This is a genomic window from Sphingomonas sp. DMC6, assembly GCF_056314225.1.
The window spans coordinates 583553-604264 of the sequence record NZ_JBQUYT010000002.1; the positions used below are offsets into that span (position 1 = coordinate 583553).

Below are 20712 nucleotides of genomic sequence, written 5' to 3' on the forward strand. Positions count from 1 at the left end.
GAGGCTGGAGGAGTCGGTATCAACGCAGCCTGGTATCAGGCGTTGGTATCGGCCAGGATCAGGTCGGCCGCACGCCAGGCGCTCGCCATGATCGGGCCGTTGGTATTGGCGGAAACCATGGTCGGCATGATCGAACCGTCGACCACCCGCAGGCGCGTCACGCCGCGGACGCGCAGCTTCTCGTCCAGCACGGCATCGGCGAAGTCGCCCATGCGGCACGTGCTGCAGGCGTGATAGCCGGCCATGCCCCGCGCGCGATACGCCGCCAGAATGTCTTCATCGCGCACCAGATCGCGCGTCGTCTCGCGCTCGGCGACGACCATCTTGGCGATCGCCGGGCGCGCCATCCATGCGCGCAGGAACCGGTGCATCGCCACGGTCACCCGCTGGTCATAGGGATCGCTGAGATAGCCCGCACGGATCGTCGCCGGCGCCGCGGGATCAGCCGAACTGATATGGATCGCGCCTTCGCTGCGCGACCGCAGCGGATAGCCGAACAACTGCACGCTGTGCACCTTGTCGGGGCGATAGACGCCCTTCGCATCGGGCTTGGCGACGGCAGGACTGTATAGCACCTCGATATCCGGCGTCGCCGATTCCTGGAGGACGGTGGCGAACGCGCCGACCGCGCCATAGCCCGATGCCATCGGCCCGGACCGCAGCAGATAATAGCGCAGCACGTTCAGCGGCAGCCGCCATCCCTGCAGCTTCGCATTGTGGCTGAAGGGCACATTGACCTCGAACTGCATCATCATCAGGCGATGCTCGAGCATGTGTTCGCCGACCCCGGGGCTGTTCGCGTGCACGGCGATCCCCAGATCGCGCAGCCGATCGGCCGCGCCGATACCGGAGCGCTCGAGGATCTGCGGCGACATCAGCGTGCCGGCGCTCAGGATCACCTCGCCCTGGGTGTGGAAATCGGTGGGTGACCCGTTGACGATCGCGCGCACGCCGCTCGCGCGGATGCCGTCGAACAGCACCCGATCGACCATCGCGCCCGTGACGATCCGCAGGTTGGGCCGATTCCGCGCGCGCTTCAGGAAGGTCTGCGCGGTACTTTGCCGCCGCCCCTTCCAGATCGTCCGTGTCGCATAGCCAACCACCCCGCCCTGGTCGGGCCGGTTGAGATCGTCGACGCGCTTCAGGCCCAACTGCTCGCCGGCCCTGATGAACGCCTCGCTCAGCGGCGTACGCTCGCGCTCCACCGAGATGCCGAGGGGGCCATCCCCGCCGCGAACGTCGTCGCCGCCCAGGGCATGCCGTTCCATCGCGCGAAACGCGGGCGCCATCGCGTTCCAGCCCCACCCCTTCGCGCCGAGCGCTTCCCAGCAGTCATAATCCTGGGGCTGCCCCCGGAAATACATCATGCCGTTCACCGAAGACGACCCGCCCAGCATCTTGCCGCGGATCCACATCTCCGGCGGCACGTCGTCATGGCCCTGGGTTTGGAAATGCCAGACATAGCGCGGATCGCCGAACAGCTTGGCGGAGGCTTTCGGCATGTGCACGAAGGGGTGATTGTCGGACGGCCCCGCTTCGAGAAGCAGGACGCGGTTGCGCCCGTTTTCCGACAGGCGATCGGCCAATACGCACCCCGCCGAGCCGGCACCGGCGATGATATAGTCCCAGCTTTCCATGGCGTCGCTCACAACGCCGCCCGGATCGCGTCGCCGATCAGGGTGCGGCTGTCCTGGTCAATCTCGCGGGTATCGAACATGCGGTTGTGACAGAAGGCGACGGCGAGCTTCAGATCGGGATCGGCCCAGCCGATCGATCCGCCCATGCCCGGATGACACAGCGCCCGCATGTTGCGCGGCGCGGATACCGGCGGCGCCGCCGCCCCGCCCAGCCAATAGCCCGACCAGGCGATCGGCACGACCATCCCGAAGAACACCGGATCGGCGTCCTCGAAATGCGGGCGCGGCGCGGCGAAACTTGCCACCCGATCGGCCGACAGCAGGCGCACCCCGTTCAGTTCCCCGCCATTGGCGAGCATCGCCCAGAAGCGCGCCTCGCTGCGGGCATTGAAAATGCCGCCGACCGCCGGAATGCACGCCCGGCGTACATAGGGGCGCTCGAACGGGTCGGGCATCAGATCGACGATCTTGGGCTGCGCCTCGCGCATCAGGTTGCCCTCCGGCGCGACATAGACCGAGACGGCATCGAGCGTCGCGATGCGCGGCTCGACGCCGTCCGGTATTCCCAGCCAGAGATCGGTCGCGCCCAGCGGCTCGGCGATCTCCTCGCGCACGAACTGTCCGAAGGGCCGTCGCTTCGGATCGGTCCGCCGTACGATCTCGCCCACCAGCCAGCCGAAGGTCATCGACTGATAGGAGGAACGGCTGCCGGCCGGATAGACGCCCGGCATCTCGGCGATCCGCCGGCACATCCAGTCCCAATTGGTCATCAGCTCCGGCGTGACGTCCGGCGGCATGCGCAGCACGCCGGAGACGTGGCTCAGCACATGGCGAACGGTGACGTCGCCCTTGCCCGCCTGCGCGAAATCGGGCCAATAGTCCGCGACCGGCGCATCATAGTCGATCAGCCCGCGCTCCGCCTGGAGATGCACCGCCGTCGCGCTGACCGCCTTCGACACCGAAAAGACGTTGAACAGCGTGTCCGCATCCACCTTGCTGCCGCTCGCCGCATCGGCCAGCCCCGCCCAGCAGTCGACGATCTGATCCTCGCCCTGCCAGGCGCAAATCTGGATGCCGATCTCGCGTCCTTCGGCAACCAGCCGGTCCAGAATGGGCTGGACGACGGCGTTCAGGCGATTGGAATGTGCCATGCTATGTCCTTGGGTCGTCAGGCGACCAGATCGGGGTCGGCGAGCCGCTCGGCAATGAAACGCACGAAGCGCGCGGCATCGGCGCCGTTGATGACGCGGTGGTCGTAGCTGAGCGACAGCGGCAGCATCTCCCGCCACACGACGGCGCCGTCCGCACCCGGCGTGGCGACGGGCCGCGCGCGCGTGACGCCCAGGATCGCCACCTCCGGCGCGTTCACGATGGGGGTGAAGGCGGTTCCGCCGATATGGCCGAGCGACGTCAGGGTGATGCACCCGCCGGCCATGTCGCTCATCGGCAATCCCTTCGTCCGCGCCTTTTCGGACAGCGCGGTGATCTCGCCGGCGATCTCGCTCACGGTCTTGGTGTCGCAGTCGCGGAGCACCGGAACGAGCAGCCCGCCGGGCGTATCTACCGCCACGCCGACATGCACATATTTCTTCAGGACCAGCGTCCCGGCCTTGGGGTCCAGCGACGCATTGAACTGCGGAAACGCGGCCAGCGCTTCGGCCAGCGCCTTCACGAGCAGCGGCACGATCGTCAGCTTGGTCCCGCCGCCGGCATTGTGCGTGCGGCGGCGCGCCTCCAGATCGGTGATGTCCGCCTCGTCATGGTGCGTGACGTGCGGAATCGCGACCCAGTTGCGGCCGAGGAACGATCCCACCAGCGTCTGGATGCGGCCGAGCTTCTTGACTTCGATCGCGCCGAACTCGGCGAAATCGGCGGCGGGCCATGGCGCCAGTCCGGACAGCAGGTCGCTCATGCGCGCGTCACCTTTTCGGTCAGGCTGCGGAACACCTCGGTCCGCACCGACGAGACATCCAGGGCGTCGGAAATCTGCAGCCCGCCGGGGCGCAACTGGCCCAGCACGGCGCCCAGATCGTCGGTTTCGATCTCGTACACCGCGAGATAGGTATCCGGCGGCGGTGCGTCGGGCGCGAGCGGAACGGGGGCGAAACGCTCGCCGGTGAGGAAGCCGCGCAGGCCGACCACGTCGGCGAGGTGCGTCTCGTCGTACCAGCGATGATACTCCTCCTCGCGTCCCGGCACCGGGCGCGTATGCAGATGCAACTGATAGCGCATTACTCGATGACCGCGAGCAGGGTGCCCACTTCATAGGTCTCGCCGACCGGCTTCAGGATGCGCAGGGTGCCGGAGGCGGGCGATTCGACTTCCTGCGTCGACTTGTCGCTCTCCAGCGCATAGAGCGGCTCGCCTTCGACGGCCTGGCCGCCATCGGGCACCAGCCATTCGGCGAGCAGACCTTCGTTCATCGAGAAGCCGATCTTGGGCAGCAGCACTTCGGTGCTCATTTCGTTCTCCTGGTCAATACGGTCAGAGATGGGCGGCGAGCGTCTGGGCGGCCGCAACGATGTCGGCCGTTCGCGGCGCGAAGGCGCTTTCGAGGGGCTTCGAGAAGGGCACCGGGCAGAAGGCACCGCCAAGGCGCTTCACCGGCGCGGCGAGCTGGCCGAACAATGCCTCGCCGACGGTCGCCGCGATTTCCGCCCCAACGCCGAAGGGAGTCACCGCCTCGTGCACGATCAGCAGGCGACGCGTCTTGGCGACCGACGCCAGCACCGTCTCGCGATCCCAGGGCGCGATGGTGCGCAGATCGATCAGTTCGGCCGAGATGCCGGCCTCCGCCAGTTGCGCCAGCGCCGGCGTCGCTTCCTGAATCATGCGCGCATAGGCCAGGATGGTGACGTCGCGGCCTTCCGCCAGAACCTTGGCGCGGCCGATCGGCACGCGATAGCCGCTCGGCGCGGCCTCCGCCTGGTTCCAGTAGGTCGGCAGGTTTTCGATGAACAGCACGGGATCGGGGTCGTCGATCGCCGAGCGCATGAGGCCATAGGCGTCGGCCGGGCTGGAGGGCGCGACCACCTTGATGCCCGCCGTATGCGCGAACCAGGCTTCGAGATAATCGCAATGCTGCCCGCCCGAACCGAAGCCGGTGCCCGTCATCGTGCGGATGACGATCGGCACGTTGGTCTGGCCGCCCGACATGAACCGCAGCTTGGCGGCATGATTGACGATCATGTCCATCGCAACGGTGGTGAAGTTCATCAGCATGATCTCGGCCACCGGCTTGAACCCGGCGAGGCTCGCGCCGATTGCGGCACCGATGATCGCCTGCTCGGAAATCGGCGTCGTGCGGACGCGATGTTCGCCGAACCGGGTCGACAGGCCACGGGTCACCCCGACAACGCCGCCCTCCTCCGCGTCGCCGATGTCCTCACCTAGCACCAGCACCGCTTCGTCCTCGGCCAGCGCATCAGCCAGCGCGGCATTCACGGACTGCAGGATATTCGACTTGCCCTCGGCAAGGGCCGCACCACGGCTCATGCTGCCACCTCCTCGCCAAAGACATCGCGCGTCAATTCCACCGGTTCGGGGAAATCGCTCGCCAGCGCGAAGTCGACGGCGTCGTCGAGCGCGGCCTCGATCTCGGCCTCCATCGCTGCGAGCTGCGCCTCGTCGGCGATGCCGCTGTCGATCAGGTGCGTGCGGAAACGCGGCACCGGATCGGCGGCGACCGCCGCGGCCTTGCGATCCTTGTCCATATAGCCGTCCGCATCGCCGAAGACGTGGCCGAAGAAGCGATAGGTCATCGCCTCGATCAGCGTCGGCCCTTCCCCGGCGCGCGCGCGCTCGATCGCGGTACGGGCGGCGTGATACATTTCGAAGACGTCGTTGCCGTCGACCCGTACGCCCGGCATGCCATAGGCGCCGCCGCGCGCCGCGACCGGCACGTTGCTGGTCTTGTCATAGGCGGTGTGCTCGCCCCATTCGTTGTTCTGGCACACGAACACTACCGGCAGCTTCCAGACGGCCGCAAGATTGAGCGATTCGTGAAACGCGCCGATGTTGGCGGCGCCGTCGCCGAAATTCGCAATCGTCACCCGGCCGTCGCCCTTGAGCTGCGCCGCCCAGGCGAGGCCGTTGGCGATCGGCATCGACGATCCGACGATTCCGGTCGTCACCATCACGCCCGATGCGGGATGGGTGATGTGCATCGGCCCGCCCTTGCCCTTGCACGTGCCGGTAACGCGCCCTGCGAGTTCCGCCCACAGGTCGCGCAGCGGAACGCCTTTCGCGAGCATGTCGTGGGTGCCGCGATAGATGGTGCAGATATAGTCGTCGTCGGTCAGGCAGGCGGAGATGCAGCTCGGAATCACCTCCTGCCCGCGCGGGCTGTAATAGGGCATCACCAGCCGGCCGGAGCGGATCACCTTGCGGCTGCGCTCGTCGTTCGCCTTGATGAGCGCCATGCGGCGATAGATGCCGAGCTGGGTGGCCGCGTCGAGCGAGAATCTGTTGTCCATAGGGCGAGGAGTGCCATGCTTGGGGACCCGTCGCCACCGGGGGCGGCTTGGATATCCCGGTTGTGAAAAGTGCGGGGCCCCGGCCGACGACCCGGCCCCGATCGATCAGGCCGGCAAGTCCAGCACGTCCCGCGCCAAGATGCCGCGCTGGATCTCGCTGGTGCCGCCATAGATCGTCGTCGGGCGCGACTGGATGAAGAAACCCGCCGGGTTGATCGCCCGGTCGCCTTCCACCGGATCGAACAGGCCGGCATCGGTACCGGCAATCTCGATCATCAGGTCCGTGATGCGCTGGTACAGGTCGGTCTGGTGCAGCTTCAGCATCGAGACATCGGATCCCAGCGGCTCGCCGCGCCGGACCTGGTCGGCAAAGCGCTCGAACAGGTCCGAATGGTCGGCAATATCCATGTGCAGCCGCACGAACTTGTCGTGGAACAGCGGATCCTCGGCGACGCCATAGTGCGCCGCGAGGTGGCGCAGCCGCTCCAGCGCGAACGCGGATTGTTTCGGGCTGCCGAAAAAGATCCGCTCGAACCCGAGCAGCGCCTTCGCCATCGACCAGCCGCGATTGACCTCCCCGACCAGATAGCTCGCCGGAACCCGCACGTTGTCGAAAAACACCTCGAAATATTCGTCGTGCATCTCGAGGTTGATGATCGGCCGCACGGTGACCCCGGGGGCATCCATCGGCACCAGCAGGAAGCTGATCCCCGCCTGCTTCTTGGCGGTCTTGTCCGTCCGCGCGAGCAGGAACATCCACTGCGCGTCGGAGGCGAGCGTGGTCCAGGTCTTCTGGCCGTTGATGACCCATTCGTCGCCGTCGCGCACCGCCTCGGTCCGCAGCGCGGCCAGGTCGGATCCCGCGCCGGGCTCCGAATAGCCCTGGCACCAGATGTGCTCGCCGGACAAGATCTTGGGCAGGAACCGTTCGCGCTGCGCGTCGCTGCCGTAGCGGATCAGCAACGGCCCCAGCATGATGATGCCATGGTCGGGCACGCGCGGGGCGCCGTGACGCTCGAATTCGTCGATCAGGATCAGTTGGCGCGCGGGCGACAATCCCATCCCGCCATGCTCGCGCGGCCAGCCGGGCGCGAGCCAGCCCTTTTCCGACAGGATCATGTACCATTCGCGGACATCGGCGAAGTGCAGCCGCTTCGCCGGAAATCGCAGATGGTCGGGGCAAGCGCGTGTCACCCAGTCGCGGACGACCTCCCGGAAGGCGTCATCTTCCAGCCGGTCGAGCGCTTCGTGCGCGGCGCGATGCTCGGAATGCATCACGATCTCTCCTTCTCGCGCCTGCGAAGCGCAACCTTGTCGATCTTGCCGTTGGCGATCCTCGGCAGCGCCTCGACGAATTCGATATGCTTCGGGCATTTGTAGCGGGCGATGCGGGTGCGGGTATGCTCGATGACCAGTTCCGCCGAGAGCACCGCACCTGCCGCCAGCACGACATAGGCCTTGACCGCCTCGCCCCATTTCTCGTCCTGGACACCGATCACCGCCGCCTCGATGACGTCGGGATGGGCGTGCAGCGCGTCCTCGACCTCGCGGCTGTAGATATTCTCGCCGCCGGAGATGATCATGTCCTTCTTGCGGTCGACCAGATAGAGGAAGTTGTCCTCGTCGACATAGCCGACATCGCCCGAATGCATCCAGCCGTCGCGCAGTGCCTCGGCGGTCGCGACCGAATTGTTCCAATAGCCCGCGAAAACGTTCGGCGACCGGAAGACGACTTCGCCCGGCACGTTCGGGGGACAGACCCTTCCCGCCTCGTCGCGAATCTCGACCTCGACCTGCGGCGCCGGCCGGCCGACCGAGCGGAGATGCTTCACCGCGTCCGGCCCGGCATCGGGATCGACTTCGTACCGGTAGAGGCCCGATACGCGGCCTTCGGTCATCCCGTATTGGATGATGAAGATCTTGCCGAGCTTGGCGATTGCGCGTCGCATCAGTTCGGGTGAAGCCGGTGCGCCCGCCACCATCCAGGACTGCATCGACGACAGGTCGTAATCGTCCGCCACGTCGAGCACGGCCTGCAGCATCGTCCCGACCGTCATCGTTCCGGTCACACGCTCCTGCTCGATGTCGCGCAGAGCGCGGGCCGGATCAAAGCTGCGGTGCAGGACGACGCGGCCCGATCGCACCTGCTGGCTCAATCGTGTCCCGTTGCCGCCGATGTGAAACTGCGGCGAGTGAACGAGCCAGGTGCCCCCCTTCACCATTTCCGATTCCGAAGCACCGATTTCCGCGCCTGCCAGTACCGCATGCTGGACGAGCATCGCGCCCTTGGGGCGGCCGGTGGTGCCGCTGGTATACATCAGATAGCACAGGTCGTCCGGCAGGGCGCGGATCGGCGGCCCTTCGCTGGCCCCGCTGTTGAGGAAATCCTCAAAGTGCTGCGTGGTGTCGCCGCGGGCACTCTCGCGCAGCCGCAGCCAGACAAGGTCCGGCCGCTGGGCGCGAAACGTCGCCGCGAGCGGCATCAGGTCCGCCTCGCACACCACGGCGGCCGGCTGGATATCGGAGAGGAGATAGTCGATCTCCGCCTGGACGAGACGGAAATTGAGCGGGACTGCGGCGAACCCGGCGAGTTCGGCGGCCCCCATGATCTCGTAGATTTCGAGGCAATTGAGCGCGAGCACCGCAATCCGGTCACCGCGGCGGAGGCCCGCCGCGTAAAAGGCGTCGGCAAGACGGCGGATGCGGTCCAGAAAGGATGCGTGGGTAAGGCGCCGCTCTTCGAAAACGAACGCCTCGCTCCTCCCGAAGTAACGGGCGTTATATTCGTGGAGATCCCCTACCGTCTTCATCGCGGCAGACCCAGCACGCGTTCGGCCAGCACATTCTTCAGGACCTCGTTGGTCCCGCCCGAAATGGTCCAGCTATAGGCGGACAGATAGTCGTCCATATGATTCTCGGTCAGCTTTCCTGCGCCCAGGGCCTTGGGCCGCGCCACCTGCGCAGCAAGACCGTCTCGCTTCAGAGTGAAGGTGGTGTACCGCCGCAGCAGCTCGGAATAGCTCAGCTTGACGAGCGTCGGCGTCGGGGACGTGCCCATGTGCGGATTGTGCACGATCTCGTCGATCATGCGGTCCACCAGCGCGCGCACAGCGACCGCCTGCGCGTAGAGCCGCAGGAACTGCCGCCGCAGGTCGAGGTCGCGCCACCAGGGAAGCTTCCCGCCGCGTGCATCGGCCAGCACACCCTCCAGCACGAACTGCATCCGCTGGGCCTGGTCGACGATGATGAGCCCGCGCTCGGCGGACAGCGTCGACTGGGCGATCGCCCAGCCTTCGTTCTCGCGCCCGATCAGATTCTCGGCGGGGATCTCGACATCGTCGAGAAACACCTCGCAGAATTCCGCATCGCCGTTGATCTGCCGGATGGGGCGCCGGATCAGCCCGGGCGTATCCATCGGCAGCAGGAAGAAGCTGATGCCGGCCTGCTTCTTAGGCGCATCCGGATCGGTGCGCGCGAGCAGCATGTAATAATCGGCATGCATGCCGAACGAAGACCAGACCTTCTGGCCGTTGACGACATAAACCACGCTGCCATCGGGCTTCACCTTGCGCTCCGCACGGGTGCGCAGCGACGCGAGGTCGGACCCGGCGCCGGGCTCCGAAAAGCCCTGGCACCACAATTCGCCGCGCTCGCGCACCCCCGTCAGAAACCGGTCGCGCTGTTCGGGCGTGCCATGCGCGAACAGGGTGGCAGGGAGATGATAAAGCGAGACGGTGTACAGCAGCGGCCGCGGCGCGCGGACCTTGCCGAACTCCTCGTTCATCACGACCTGGTATTGGAGCGGCAGTTCCTCGCCGCCCCACGCCTTCGGCCAATGGGCGGTCGCGAGGCCGACCTTCATCAGTTCGCGGAACCACCAGCGCTGAAAATCGACATAGGCCTGTTCGCCGCCACCGGTGATGGTGGCGAGCCAGTCCGCGGGAAGCGTGGCCGCCAGCCACGCGCGCACCTCGGCGCGAAAGGCTTCGGTGTCGCCCAGCTTGGCCAAAGGCTCGAAACGCCGCTCCGTCGTTGCGACCGTCACGCCGTCTGCTCCATCAGATGATCGGCGGCGCGATCGAGATGACGCTCGGCATCGCCGTAGAGCATCTCGTTCAGCCGCGCGCGTTTCAGATACAGGTGGCAATCATGCTCCCAGGTGAAGCCGATGCCGCCGTGCAGCTGCACCGCATCGTCGGCGATCGCGGCATAGACTTCGGCCGCCTGCACCCGCGCCAGTGCCGCCAATACCTCGTGTTCGACACCGCCATCCTGCGCCGCGATCGCCGTATCCAGCAGCGACCGCGCCAGTTCCAGCGTCAGATGATGGTCGGCCACGCGGTGCTTCAACGCCTGAAACGCGCCGATCGGCTTGCCGAACTGCACCCGCACCTTCAGATAGTCGATCGTCTTCTCGAGGATTGCCTCGGCCCCGCCGATACAGTCGGATGCCACGCCCAGCGCGGCATGGACGGCCAGGGCCTCCGCGTCGACGGCGATGCGCTCGCACGCCGCAGCCTCCAGGGTAACGCTCGCCAGGCTGCGGGTACGGTCGACCGCCGGAAGCAGCGCGACAGTAACCCCCGGCTGCTCCGTCGGGACCAGCACATAGGATTCGCCCGCCCGCACCAGGAGAACGCCGGCATCGCCGCCGTCGACGACGATGTCGAGCCGGCCGGTCACGCGGTCGCCGGCAAGCGTGGCGGTGCCGTCGAGCCCCAGCGCGGCAAAGCAGGTGGCGGCCGCGAACGCCGGCAACCACCGTGCCTGCTGCTCGGGCGTGCCGCCGCGCGCCACGATGTCGGCGACGATCATGGTCGACAGGAACGGCAGCGGCACCGGCCCGCGCCCGAGTTCGCGGTACAGCACCGCCAGCTCGCGCAGACCGAGGCCCAGGCCGCCATGGTCTTCCGGGATGCCGAGCGCACTCCAGCCGAGCTCGCCGGTAATCCGCTTCAGTTCCGCGAGGATGCTCGTATCGCCGTCGTAATGGCGATGGATACGCTCGCTCGTCGCCTCGACGTCCAGGACGGACCGGATGCCGCTGCGCAACTCCTCCAGATCGATGGCTTCGCTCACCTCGACTCCCGTCTCCGCCGGAATGGACATGCGGTGGTTATGGCAGGTGGCCGGCGACCGGCAACGGCGCCCTGCCCCCCATCACGCTTGTGAAGATCGCCCCGTCAGAGGCCGCCAAAATCGGGCTTGCGCCGTTCCAGCAATGCGCGGACCGCCTCGCCATGATCGGCGCTCAGCATGGTCAGCGCCTCATAGGCGATCGACACGTCGAACACCGTATTCAGCTGCGCCTTGATGCCCTTGTTGATACTGGCCTTGGTCCAGCGGACGGAGAGCGGCGGCAGGCGCGCGATCTCCTCCGCAATTTCCTTTGCCCGGGCGAGCACCTGATCGGCGGGGGCGACATAGTTGCAGATGCCCTGCCGCTCGGCTTCGATGCCGTCGATCACGCGCCCGCGCATCAGGAAATCCTTCGCCCGATTGGCGCCGATCAGCAGCGGCCAGATCACCGCGCCGCCATCGCCCGCCACCAGGCCGACCCGGACATGGGTGTCGCCGAACTTCGCGGTCTCGGCGATGACGCTCACGTCACAGGCAAGCGCGATCGTGGCGCCAAGGCCCATTGCATCGCCGTTGACCGCGGCGATGATCGGCGTTTCCACCTCGAACATCGCCTGGAGCAACGTTCTGGCCAGCCCGGGCACGCCCATCGCATGGTCCCTGCCCGCATCGGTGCCGAAGCGGGCTGCCATCGCCTTGAGATCGCCGCCCGCCGAAAAGGCGCGGCCCGCGCCGGTCAGGACGATCGCGCGCACGTCGCGGTCCTCCGACAGCGCCAGCAGCACCTGCGGGATCGCGTGGTGGAGATCGCGGTCGATCGCGTTCAAGGCCTCGGGCCGGTTGAGCGTGACGATGGCGACGTGCCCCTCGCGGGTCACGGTCAGCGTGTCGGTGCCGGTGACTGCGTTGCTCATGTTCAGGCCATTCCCATCTGGATGTAACGACGTCGGTGCGCGGCGGCATTGCCCAGCCAGGCGGAAAGCGTCAGCGCCCGTTTGAGGTACAGGCCGATGTCATGCTCATCGGTGAAGCCGATGGCGCCGTGAAGATGCAGCGCCTCGCGACCGATCCGGTTCGCGACCGCGCTTGTTCGTCCCTTGGCACGCAGCGCTCCGGCGGCGCGTTCGCCCCGTGCCGCGAGCTGCAGGCCATACGCGGCGGTGGCGACCGCGATTTCCTTCTGGATGTAGAGATCGACGGTCTTGTGCTGCAGCGCCTGGAAGGATCCAAGCGGCGCGTCGAACTGGTGGCGAACCTTCAGATATTCGATCGTCATTTCGAGCATCTGTTCGCACAGGCCGACCAGCCCGGCGGCCGCCACCAGCCGCGTCTCGTCGATCGCTGCCTCGATGGCCGCCTGCCCCCGGTCGGCCTCGGCCACCCGCGTCGCATCGGCAACCCCGTCCAGCGTGACGCGGGCGACCGGCGTCTCGTCGGCGCGCCAGCGCTGCGCCTGCGTTATGCCGTCGGCGTCCACCGGCACCGCATACAGGGCAACCCCCTCCGCCGCCCGCGCGGGGACAAGCAGATGCGTGGCTGCCGCGCCGCCGGCAACGGCGTCGCATCGCCCGTGCAGGCGCCCGTCGACGCGCTGCACGTCCGGGATCGCTTCGTCGAAATCGAGCGCCAGGGCAGGACGGACCGTCCCCTCCATCACCCCCGCCAGCAGCGCGTCGGCCGCGGCGTTCTCCGCATGGACCAGCGTGCGCGTGCCCAGGACCGCGATCGGCAACAGCGGATCGGAGATCAGGCCCTTTTCGAGAACCCGGACCAGCACCGCCATATCGGCAAGGCCCAAGCCCAGCCCGCCCTTCTCCTCGGGCACGAGCACGCCGAACCAGCCGAGCTCGACAAAGGTGTCGACCAGTCCGGTGTCGAACCCCGGCGCGGTGCGGCGCAGGCGGCGTGTGCGGGCGTGATCGGTCGAATCGGCTACCACGCGCTCCGCCGTGTTGCGCAGCTCGGCGATCATGCCCTGATCGGTATCGTCTTGCGTCATCTCGCTCATCGGTTCAGCCCGGCAGGCCAAGCACTTGCTTGGCCAGGATGTTGCGGTGGATCTGCACGGTGCCGCCATAGATCATCGGCGCGCGCGCAAAGAGGAAGGTCTTCAGCAGGTTCGACGATCCCTCGCCGAAATCCACGTCCCCGAACATCGCGCCACGCTCGCTCGCCATTTCGAGCATCAGTTCGGTCACGCGCGCGAACGTTTCGGTATTGGCGACCTTCAGGGTCGAGACCTCGAAACCGAAGCTGTGGCCCTTGCGCACTTCCTGCGCCAGCGCCTCGAAGGCGACGGCGATGTCCTCCACCTCCAGCTTCAGCTCGGCAAGCCGGTCGACCATCACCGGATCGCGGTCGAGGCCCGTCAGGACCAGCATCTCGGCAGCCTGGGCCACGGCGTTCCGGCTGAAATGCGGGGCGCCCGCGAAGATGCGCTCGAAGCCGAGCAGCGACTTGGCGACGGTCCACCCGCGGTTCAGCCCGCCGACCACGTTCTTCAGCGGCGCGCGCACCTCGTCGAAAAACACTTCGGCGAAATCGGTATCGTGATTGACCGTGACGATCGGCTTCACCGTGATGCCCGGCTGGTCCATGTCGACCAGGATGAAGCTGATGCCCTTCTGCTTCTGCACGCTCTTGTCGGTGCGCGCGAGCACGTAGATGTGGTTGGCGTCGAGCGCTCCGGACGTCCAGATCTTCTGGCCGTTGATGACGAACTCATCGCCTTCGATCCGCGCCTCGGTGCGCAGGCCAGCGAGGTCCGAACCCGCGCCCGGCTCGGAAAAGCCCTGGCACCAGCGATGCTCGCCCGAGAGGATCTTGGGCAGATATTCCTCGATCTGCTCCGCCGTGCCGTTGGCCAGCAGCGCCGGGCCGACGTTGAGCGGCCCTTGCGGAAGGATCGTGGGCACGCCAAGCCGCGTCCATTCCTCCAGATAGATGAGGTATTTGGCAGGCTTCAGCGCCATGCCGCCATGTTCCACCGGCCAGCTCGGCGCGAGCCAGCCATGTTCCGACATGCGGTGATACCATATCGCCGCCTCGTCCCAGCGCGGATGCTCCTTGCGATGGCGCAGCTCCGGCGGGCAGTAGGTTTCGATGAAATCGATCGTCGCGCGGCGAAATTCGCCATCCGACATCGCGTTCCAGTCCGGCATGCAATCCTCCTTGGCCGCCAAGGGTATTCCTCCCGCACGCGGGACGCCACGTCGCGCCCCACCTCATCAGGGATATGAACGGTACGCGCCTTCCGCCGCGCTCAGCGCCCGGTGAAGACCGGCTTTCGCTTCTCCACGAACGCCTTGCGCTTCTCCGCCGTGTCCTCGGTCGAGGTGCTGGTGAAGATCCCTCGATTTTCCAGCTCGATCGCGTGCGCCAGGCTCGCGGCATCGGCATTCATGTGCATGCTCTGCTTGGTGATGGCGATGCCGATCGGGCTATTGACCATGATCGCCTCCGCCAGCTTCAGCGTCTCCGCCTCCAGCTCCGCGTCCTCGACCATGCGGAGGGCGAGGCCGATCTGCGCGGCCTCCTCCGCCAGCACGGGGCGGCCGGTGAGCAGGATTTCCGCCGCACGCTGGGTCCCGATCGCCCGCGGCAGCAGATAGCTGAACCCCATCTCATGCCCGGTGCCGGCATTGTGGAAGGCGTTGACGAACTTGGCGGAGCGCGCGGCGAGAACGAGATCGCCGGCCAGGGCGAAGGCATAGCCCGCGCCGGCGGCGACACCGTTCACCGCGACGATGATCGGCTGGGGCAGCGCCCGCATCAGCAGCGGGATCTGGCCCAGGCGGGCCAGTGTGGCCCGATTGCGCTGCGCGCGGCCGAGATCCTCGTCCACCCAGCCGGGCTTGCCGCCGGCGCGCAGGTCGTGCCCCGCGCAGAACCCGCGACCCGCGCCGGTCAGGACGACGACCTGGATTTTGTGGTCGAAGCGGATGCGTTCCAGCTGCTCGATCAGCGCTTCGTACATGGCGAAGGTGAGCGCGTTGAGCGCATCCGGCCGGTTGAAGGTCAACCGGCACACGCCCTCGATAGGGCTGTCGATTGCTATGTCGCTCATGCGCGCCTCCCGATGTGGTCCTGTCCGCAGCCCTTACGCGATTGCCGCCCGTTCACCAGAATGCCGCGCCAGCCATCACAAGACTGAAATGATGCACCGCCGCGGCCGCCAACCTTGCCGCCGCGGGCCAGCGCGATAGGCGCTGTCGCTGACGGGCCGAGACCCACTCCTCTTCACAGCAAGCGAGGCAGCGACATGAGCAGCATCAACGATAAGGTATCGGTGCGACGGGACGGCGAGATCGGCGTCATCCTCGTCGATAATCCGCCGGTCAATGCCCTGGGCCACGCGGTGCGGGACGGCCTGGTCAAGGCCTGTGCGGAACTGGCCGCTGATCCCGCCATTCACGCCATCGTGGTGGCCTGCGCGGGCCGGACCTTCTTCGCCGGTGCCGACATCACCGAATTCGGCAAGCCGCGGCAGGAGCCCTGGCTTCAGGAAGCGATCGAGCGGATCGAACAGTGCGGCAAGCCCACGGTCGCCGCGATTCACGGCACGGCGCTGGGGGGCGGATTCGAGGTCGCGCTTGGCTGCACCTATCGGGTGATGGTGGAGCGCGCCCAGGTCGGCCTGCCGGAAATCCATCTGGGCCTGCTGGCGGCCGGCGGTGGCACGAAGCGCCTGCCGCGCCTGATCGGCCCGGAAGCGACGCTGAAGCTCTGCCTGTCCGGTGAACGCCTGTCCGCAGCCAAGGCGCTCGAACTGGGCGTCGCCGATCATGTCGGCGGCGAGGACCCGATCGCCGCCGGCATCGCCTTCGCGCGCACCATCGTCGACAAGCCGTTCGTTCCCGTCAGCGAGCGGGAAGACAAGCTCGCGGCCGCACGTGCCGACTCCGCGGCGTTCGACGCGCTGGCTGCCAAGCTGACCGCCCGCGCCGCCGGCCAGGCAGCCCCGCACGCCAATGTCGAATCGGTCCGCGATTCGTTCACCCTTCCCTTTGCCGAAGGCATGGCGAAGGACGCGCGGACCATCGATGCGCTGATCGCCGGCAGCCAGTCGCGCGCCTTGCGTCACCTGTTCTTCGCCGAGCGCGAAGCCGCGCGGATCCCGGGCCAGCCCGCGGCCGTGCAGCCGCGCCGCGTGCGCACCGCCGCGGTGATCGGCGCCGGCACGATGGGCGGCGGCATCGCCATGTCCTTCGCCGGCGCGGGCATTCCCGTCACCGTGGTCGACACGACCCAGGAAGCGCTCGACCGCGGTCTGGACCGGGTGCGCGCGAACTACGCCACCTCGGTCAAGCGCGGCTCCATGACCCAGGCGGCGATGGACGAACGGCTGGCGCGGATCTCCGGCACCACCGATCGCGCCGCCGCCGCCGCGGCAGACCTCGTCGTCGAGGCGGTGTTCGAAGACATGGACGTGAAGCGGGAGATCTTCGCCGATCTCGGCGCGTCGGCGGCGGCCGGTATCATCCTGTCGTCCAACACCTCCGCGCTCGATGTCGACGCGATCGCCGAGGTGCTCGAACGCCCCGAGGATTTCGTCGGCATGCATTTCTTCGCCCCGGCGAACGTCATGAAGCTGGTCGAGGTGATCCGCGGCGCCAGGACCTCGTCGGAGACGATCGCCACGGCGATGGCCGCCGGCCGCGCGATCGGCAAGATCCCCGTGGTGGCGGGCAATTGCGACGGGTTCATCGGCAACCGCATGCTCGCCCGGCGCTCGCAGGAAGTGGAGCGCCTCCTCCAGCGCGGCGCCACCCCGCGCCAGATAGACGAGGCGGCCAAGGCCTTTGGCTTCCCGATGGGGCCGCTGGCGATCGCCGACATGTCCGGCCTCGATGTCGGCTGGTTCATCCGCAAGCGCCGCGGCACGCCCTTCCCGATCGCCGATGCGATCTGCGAGAAGGGCTGGTTCGGCCAGAAGACGGGAGCGGGCTATTATCGCTACGAGGCCGGCGCCCGCGAAGGCACCGACAATCCCGACGTCGCCGCGCTGGTGGCGGAGGTTGCGGGCCGGCTCGGCATCGCGCAGCAACGCTTCGACAACGAAGCGATGATCGAGCGGATTCTGTTTCCGCTCGTCAACGAAGGCGCCCGCATTCTTGAAGAAGGCATCGCCTATCGCGCCTCCGACATCGATGTGGTCTGGGTGAACGGCTATGGCTGGCCGCGGCATGGCGGTGGCCCGATGTTCTGGGCCGACGAGGTCGGGCTGGCGGCGATCGTCGCGCGGCTGGACGCCTTTGCTGCGGACACGCCGGAAGACCCGTCGCTGCGGCCGGCCGAGCTGCTCAGAACGCTGGCGGCCAGCGGGTCGAGCTTTGCCGAATGGCAGCAAGACCGGGCGAAGCACGGCTGACGAAAAAGGGGCGGCCCCGGCATGGGACCGCCCCTCTCGTCTGGCGGCTTCACCATGGGGCGAAGCCGCGCACGCCGCAAAGGATCAGGAAAGTTCGGGCAGCCTGCCTGCGGCGGCGATGCGCCCCAGATGATGGTCGGCATCGCCGAACAGCGCGTCGATCGCGGTCAGTCGCTTGAACAGGTGGCCGACCTTGTATTCCCCCGTGAAGCCGATCGCGCCGTGCAGTTGCACGGCGTTCTGGCCGACCATGCGCCCGGCACGCCCGATCTGGGCCTTCGCGGCGGACAGGTTCAGCGCACGCTCGGCGGCCGGAGCACCATCGACCGACAGCGCCGCATGCACCGCCATCGAGCGGGACAGCTCGACCTGGATCAGCATGTCGACCAGCCGATGCTGCAGCGCCTGGAACGCGGCGAGCGGCGTGCCGAACTGCTGCCGCGTCTTGAGATACGCGCTGGTCAGATCGATGATCTCGGCCATGGCGCCGACCGCCTCGGCGCACAGCGCCGCAACCGCCTCGTCGATCACTGCGGCCAGCACGTCGCCGCTCGCCGCCGCGCCTGCGAGCGGCTCCGCCGCCGCCGCGTCGAACCGCACGGTGGCGACCGGGATACCGTCATATCCGGTGACGCTGTCGCGCGCCACGCCCGCCGCCGCACCGTCGACCAGGAACAGGCGCGTCCCCGCATCGGTCCGGGCGCTGACGACCAGTTCGTCGGCATCGCCGCCGTGCAGCACGGCGATCTTCGTGCCGGTCAAGGTCCAGCCGGCAGCCCCATCCTGCGCCACCGTACCGATGGCATCGAGGGTGTGGCGCGGCGCACCGGGTTCGGCATGGGCGAGCGCCATGGTCCGTTCCCCTGCGATGATCGCCGGAATGCGTGCAGCGCGCTGCTCCGCATCCGCCCCGCGCCGGAGCGCCCCGCCTGCAAGTACAGTAGTCGCCAGCCAGGGTTCGAGCGACAGGGCACGGCCGAGCGCCTCGGCCACGATCATCGTCTCGACGCCGCCGCCGTCCAGCCCGCCGTCCTCCGCCGAAAAGCCGAGGCCCAGCAGGCCCAGTTCCGCCATGTCGCGCCACAATGCGCGGTTCCAGCCGCGACCGTCGCGCAGAAGGGCGGAGCGCGTCTCGAAATTGGCGCGTTCGGCCAGCAGCCGCCCGACGCTATCCGCCAGCAGCCGCTGGTCGTCGTTCAGATCGAAGTCCATGCTCTCAGAGTCCCAGTACGCTCTTGGCGATAATGTTCTTCTGGATCTCGTTCGCGCCGCCGTAGATCGAAACCGCGCGCTTGGAGAAATAGAAGGGTGCGGCCGTGCCGATCCAGCTGTCGAGCGTGCCCGCGCGGTGATCGCCTTCGCCATAGCCGGGCGGCACCGCCAGCCCGGCGGGACCTGCCAGTTCCAGCAGCAATTCGGTCATGCGTTGCTGAAGCTCGCTGCCCCGGATCTTGAGGATCGACGCCGCCGCGGCGGCCCCGCCCCCCTGCGCATCGGCCGCGACCACGCGAAGCTGGGTCAGCTCCAGCGCGCGAAGCTCCACCTCCACCTCGGCCAGTTTCCACGCCAGCCGCTGCTGTTCCGCCGCATCCAGCATGCCGCGGGCGGTCAAGTCGGCCTGGAGGTGCCGCAGTTGGAGCAAGCGCTCCTTCGACAGGCCGATCCGGGCGATGCCGCTGCGTTCGTTGCCGAGGAGGAACTTGGCATAGTCCCAGCCCTTGCCCTCCTCGCCGATCAGGTTCTCGACCGGTAGCCGTACATCGTCGAAGAACACCTCATTGAGATCCTCGACGCCGTCGATCGAGCCGATCGGACGCACCGTTATCCCCGGCGTCTTCATGTCGAGCAGCAGGAACGAGATGCCCTGCTGCTTCTTCACGTCGGGATTGGTGCGAGCGAGGAGAAACATCCAGTCGGCATATTGCGCCTGGGTGGTCCAGATCTTCTGCCCGTTCAGCACATAGTGGTCGCCCTCGCGCACCGCGCGGGTCTTCAGGCTGGCAAGATCGGATCCGGAGCCCGGTTCCGAAAAGCCCTGGCACCACCAGATGTCGAGATTCGCCGTCGGCTTCAGGAACTTCGCCTTCTGCGACTCGCTGCCGAAGCGGCACAAGATCGGCCCGATCATGTTGATGTTGAACGGCAGCCACTCGGGCGCATGAGCCAGCGCCATCTCTTCCTGGAAGATGTAGCGCTGGGCCGGCGACCAGCCCATGCCGCCATATTCGACCGGCCAGTTGATCGTCGCCCAGCCCTGGGCATAAAGAATGCGCTGCCAGGCGACATAGTCGTCGCGGGTCAGATGGCCGCGATCGATCATCTTGGCGCGCAGTTCCGGCGTGAGTGCCGATGCGAAAAACGCCCGGACTTCGGCGCGGAAGGCGCGCTCTTCCTCGGTGAAGCTAAGATCCATGGCGAACGCTCTGCCCCTGCCTGGCAGCGAAATCCATGCCGCCGCCCACTTCATCGTATTCGTGAAAAGCGGGGGGCAGCAATTGCGGCGGCCGCCGCAAAGGCCGACGATACTGTCCGATTGATGGGAGAGTTTCGTTGCGCGACCTGACGCTACCGCACGACCTCGCTGCCTTCGTGCGCGCGCAGAAGGACCGGTTCGAGATCGAACAATGCCTGCTCCGCTACACCCGCGGCGTCGATCGGTTCGATGTCGCGCTGATGCGTTCTGCCTATCACGACGATGCCTGGGACGAGCACGGCGTCGCGGCGGGCGACCCTGACAGCTTCTGCCGCTGGGCGATAGGCTGGCATGGCAATACGCAGCACAGCCACCATCATTGCATCTCGAACACCACGATCGACCTCGACGGCGACACCGCGCACGTCGAGACCTATTATCTGTTCCTGGGCGACAATCGCGAAGGCCCGCCGACCTTGTCCTATGGCCGCTATGTCGACCGGTTCGAGAAGCGCGGCGACGATTGGCGCATCGCGCACCGCGTGTGCATTATCGAATATTCGGGCTATTTCGGCGAGACGCGCGTGTCCGAAGAAGTCCGCGCCCGCATCGCGCTGGGGCCGCCGAGCCGCGATCGCCAGGACCCTTCCTATCACCGCCCGCTTCGCCATGTCGCCGAACCGGCCGCCTGACGCTTGCTACGCTCCACCGATCGGCAGCAGAACCACCAACGGCCAA

At 67.3% G+C, this 20712-nt stretch carries 19 protein-coding genes; 2 read left to right on the forward strand and 17 right to left on the reverse strand.

Translation table 11 applies throughout. From position 1 onward, the window contains the following. Positions 1–35: 35 nt before the first annotated feature. From ACT53M_RS06630 to ACT53M_RS06700, 15 genes are all read right to left on the reverse strand, one after another. A complete protein-coding gene (locus ACT53M_RS06630; protein ID WP_476232231.1) occupies positions 36–1649 on the reverse strand; it encodes a GMC family oxidoreductase in 1614 nt (537 codons plus the stop codon). Then, positions 1646–2788: a serine hydrolase domain-containing protein gene (locus tag ACT53M_RS06635; protein WP_476232232.1), complete on the reverse strand. Its 1143-nt coding sequence runs from the start codon at positions 2786–2788 to the stop codon at positions 1646–1648. Before ACT53M_RS06635 ends, ACT53M_RS06630 begins: the two co-directional genes overlap by 4 nt. 17 nt (positions 2789–2805) lie before the next feature. Beyond that, positions 2806–3549, reverse strand: coding sequence for a 2-oxo acid dehydrogenase subunit E2 (locus tag ACT53M_RS06640; protein ID WP_476232233.1), 744 nt, complete (start codon positions 3547–3549; stop codon positions 2806–2808). Then, positions 3546–3869 carry a hypothetical protein gene (locus ACT53M_RS06645; RefSeq protein WP_084581197.1) on the reverse strand — a complete coding sequence of 108 codons (324 nt, stop codon included), beginning with the start codon at positions 3867–3869 and terminating at the stop codon, positions 3546–3548. Before ACT53M_RS06645 ends, ACT53M_RS06640 begins: the two co-directional genes overlap by 4 nt. Further along, positions 3869–4099 carry a biotin/lipoyl-containing protein gene (locus ACT53M_RS06650; protein ID WP_084581199.1) on the reverse strand — a complete coding sequence of 77 codons (231 nt, stop codon included), beginning with the start codon at positions 4097–4099 and terminating at the stop codon, positions 3869–3871. The genes ACT53M_RS06645 and ACT53M_RS06650 overlap by 1 nt, the downstream gene beginning before the upstream one ends. A gap of 22 nt (positions 4100–4121) precedes the next feature. Continuing rightward, positions 4122–5132: an alpha-ketoacid dehydrogenase subunit beta gene (locus ACT53M_RS06655; protein WP_084581201.1), complete on the reverse strand. Its 1011-nt coding sequence runs from the start codon at positions 5130–5132 to the stop codon at positions 4122–4124. Next, on the reverse strand, positions 5129–6112 hold the full coding sequence (locus ACT53M_RS06660; RefSeq protein WP_476232235.1) for a thiamine pyrophosphate-dependent dehydrogenase E1 component subunit alpha: 984 nt from the start codon (positions 6110–6112) through the stop codon (positions 5129–5131). Before ACT53M_RS06660 ends, ACT53M_RS06655 begins: the two co-directional genes overlap by 4 nt. Before the next feature lie 105 nt (positions 6113–6217). Beyond that, positions 6218–7387 carry an acyl-CoA dehydrogenase family protein gene (locus ACT53M_RS06665; protein ID WP_476232409.1) on the reverse strand — a complete coding sequence of 390 codons (1170 nt, stop codon included), beginning with the start codon at positions 7385–7387 and terminating at the stop codon, positions 6218–6220. Then, the gene (locus ACT53M_RS06670) at positions 7387–8922 is read right to left on the reverse strand and encodes an AMP-binding protein (protein WP_476232237.1); all 1536 of its coding nucleotides are present in this window, start codon (positions 8920–8922) and stop codon (positions 7387–7389) included. The genes ACT53M_RS06665 and ACT53M_RS06670 overlap by 1 nt, the downstream gene beginning before the upstream one ends. Further along, positions 8919–10157: an acyl-CoA dehydrogenase family protein gene (locus tag ACT53M_RS06675; RefSeq protein WP_476232239.1), complete on the reverse strand. Its 1239-nt coding sequence runs from the start codon at positions 10155–10157 to the stop codon at positions 8919–8921. Before ACT53M_RS06675 ends, ACT53M_RS06670 begins: the two co-directional genes overlap by 4 nt. Then, positions 10154–11191, reverse strand: coding sequence for an acyl-CoA dehydrogenase family protein (locus ACT53M_RS06680; RefSeq protein WP_476232240.1), 1038 nt, complete (start codon positions 11189–11191; stop codon positions 10154–10156). Before ACT53M_RS06680 ends, ACT53M_RS06675 begins: the two co-directional genes overlap by 4 nt. 104 nt (positions 11192–11295) lie before the next feature. After that, positions 11296–12105 carry an enoyl-CoA hydratase/isomerase family protein gene (locus ACT53M_RS06685; RefSeq protein WP_084581213.1) on the reverse strand — a complete coding sequence of 270 codons (810 nt, stop codon included), beginning with the start codon at positions 12103–12105 and terminating at the stop codon, positions 11296–11298. Between the two features lie 2 nt (positions 12106–12107). Continuing rightward, the gene (locus tag ACT53M_RS06690; protein WP_476232242.1) at positions 12108–13199 is read right to left on the reverse strand and encodes an acyl-CoA dehydrogenase family protein; all 1092 of its coding nucleotides are present in this window, start codon (positions 13197–13199) and stop codon (positions 12108–12110) included. Between the two features lie 4 nt (positions 13200–13203). Beyond that, positions 13204–14352 carry an acyl-CoA dehydrogenase family protein gene (locus tag ACT53M_RS06695; RefSeq protein ID WP_476232243.1) on the reverse strand — a complete coding sequence of 383 codons (1149 nt, stop codon included), beginning with the start codon at positions 14350–14352 and terminating at the stop codon, positions 13204–13206. 101 nt (positions 14353–14453) lie between these two features. Beyond that, complete coding sequence (locus ACT53M_RS06700) at positions 14454–15257, reverse strand: enoyl-CoA hydratase/isomerase family protein (RefSeq protein WP_476232244.1); 804 nt, start codon at positions 15255–15257, stop codon at positions 14454–14456. 195 nt (positions 15258–15452) lie between these two features. Between ACT53M_RS06700 and ACT53M_RS06705 the strand changes: the two genes are divergently transcribed. Beyond that, on the forward strand, positions 15453–17561 hold the full coding sequence (locus tag ACT53M_RS06705; protein WP_476232245.1) for a 3-hydroxyacyl-CoA dehydrogenase NAD-binding domain-containing protein: 2109 nt from the start codon (positions 15453–15455) through the stop codon (positions 17559–17561). Positions 17562–17645: 84 nt separating this feature from the next. Here ACT53M_RS06705 and ACT53M_RS06710 read toward each other — a convergent pair whose 3' ends face one another. After that, positions 17646–18773 carry an acyl-CoA dehydrogenase family protein gene (locus tag ACT53M_RS06710; RefSeq protein WP_476232246.1) on the reverse strand — a complete coding sequence of 376 codons (1128 nt, stop codon included), beginning with the start codon at positions 18771–18773 and terminating at the stop codon, positions 17646–17648. Between the two features lie 4 nt (positions 18774–18777). Continuing rightward, positions 18778–19974 carry an acyl-CoA dehydrogenase family protein gene (locus ACT53M_RS06715; RefSeq protein ID WP_476232247.1) on the reverse strand — a complete coding sequence of 399 codons (1197 nt, stop codon included), beginning with the start codon at positions 19972–19974 and terminating at the stop codon, positions 18778–18780. A 137-nt stretch (positions 19975–20111) separates the two neighbouring features. Between ACT53M_RS06715 and ACT53M_RS06720 the strand changes: the two genes are divergently transcribed. Further along, positions 20112–20666, forward strand: a complete 555-nt coding sequence (locus ACT53M_RS06720) for a nuclear transport factor 2 family protein (protein WP_476232249.1) — start codon at positions 20112–20114, stop codon at positions 20664–20666. Positions 20667–20712 lie beyond the last annotated feature (46 nt).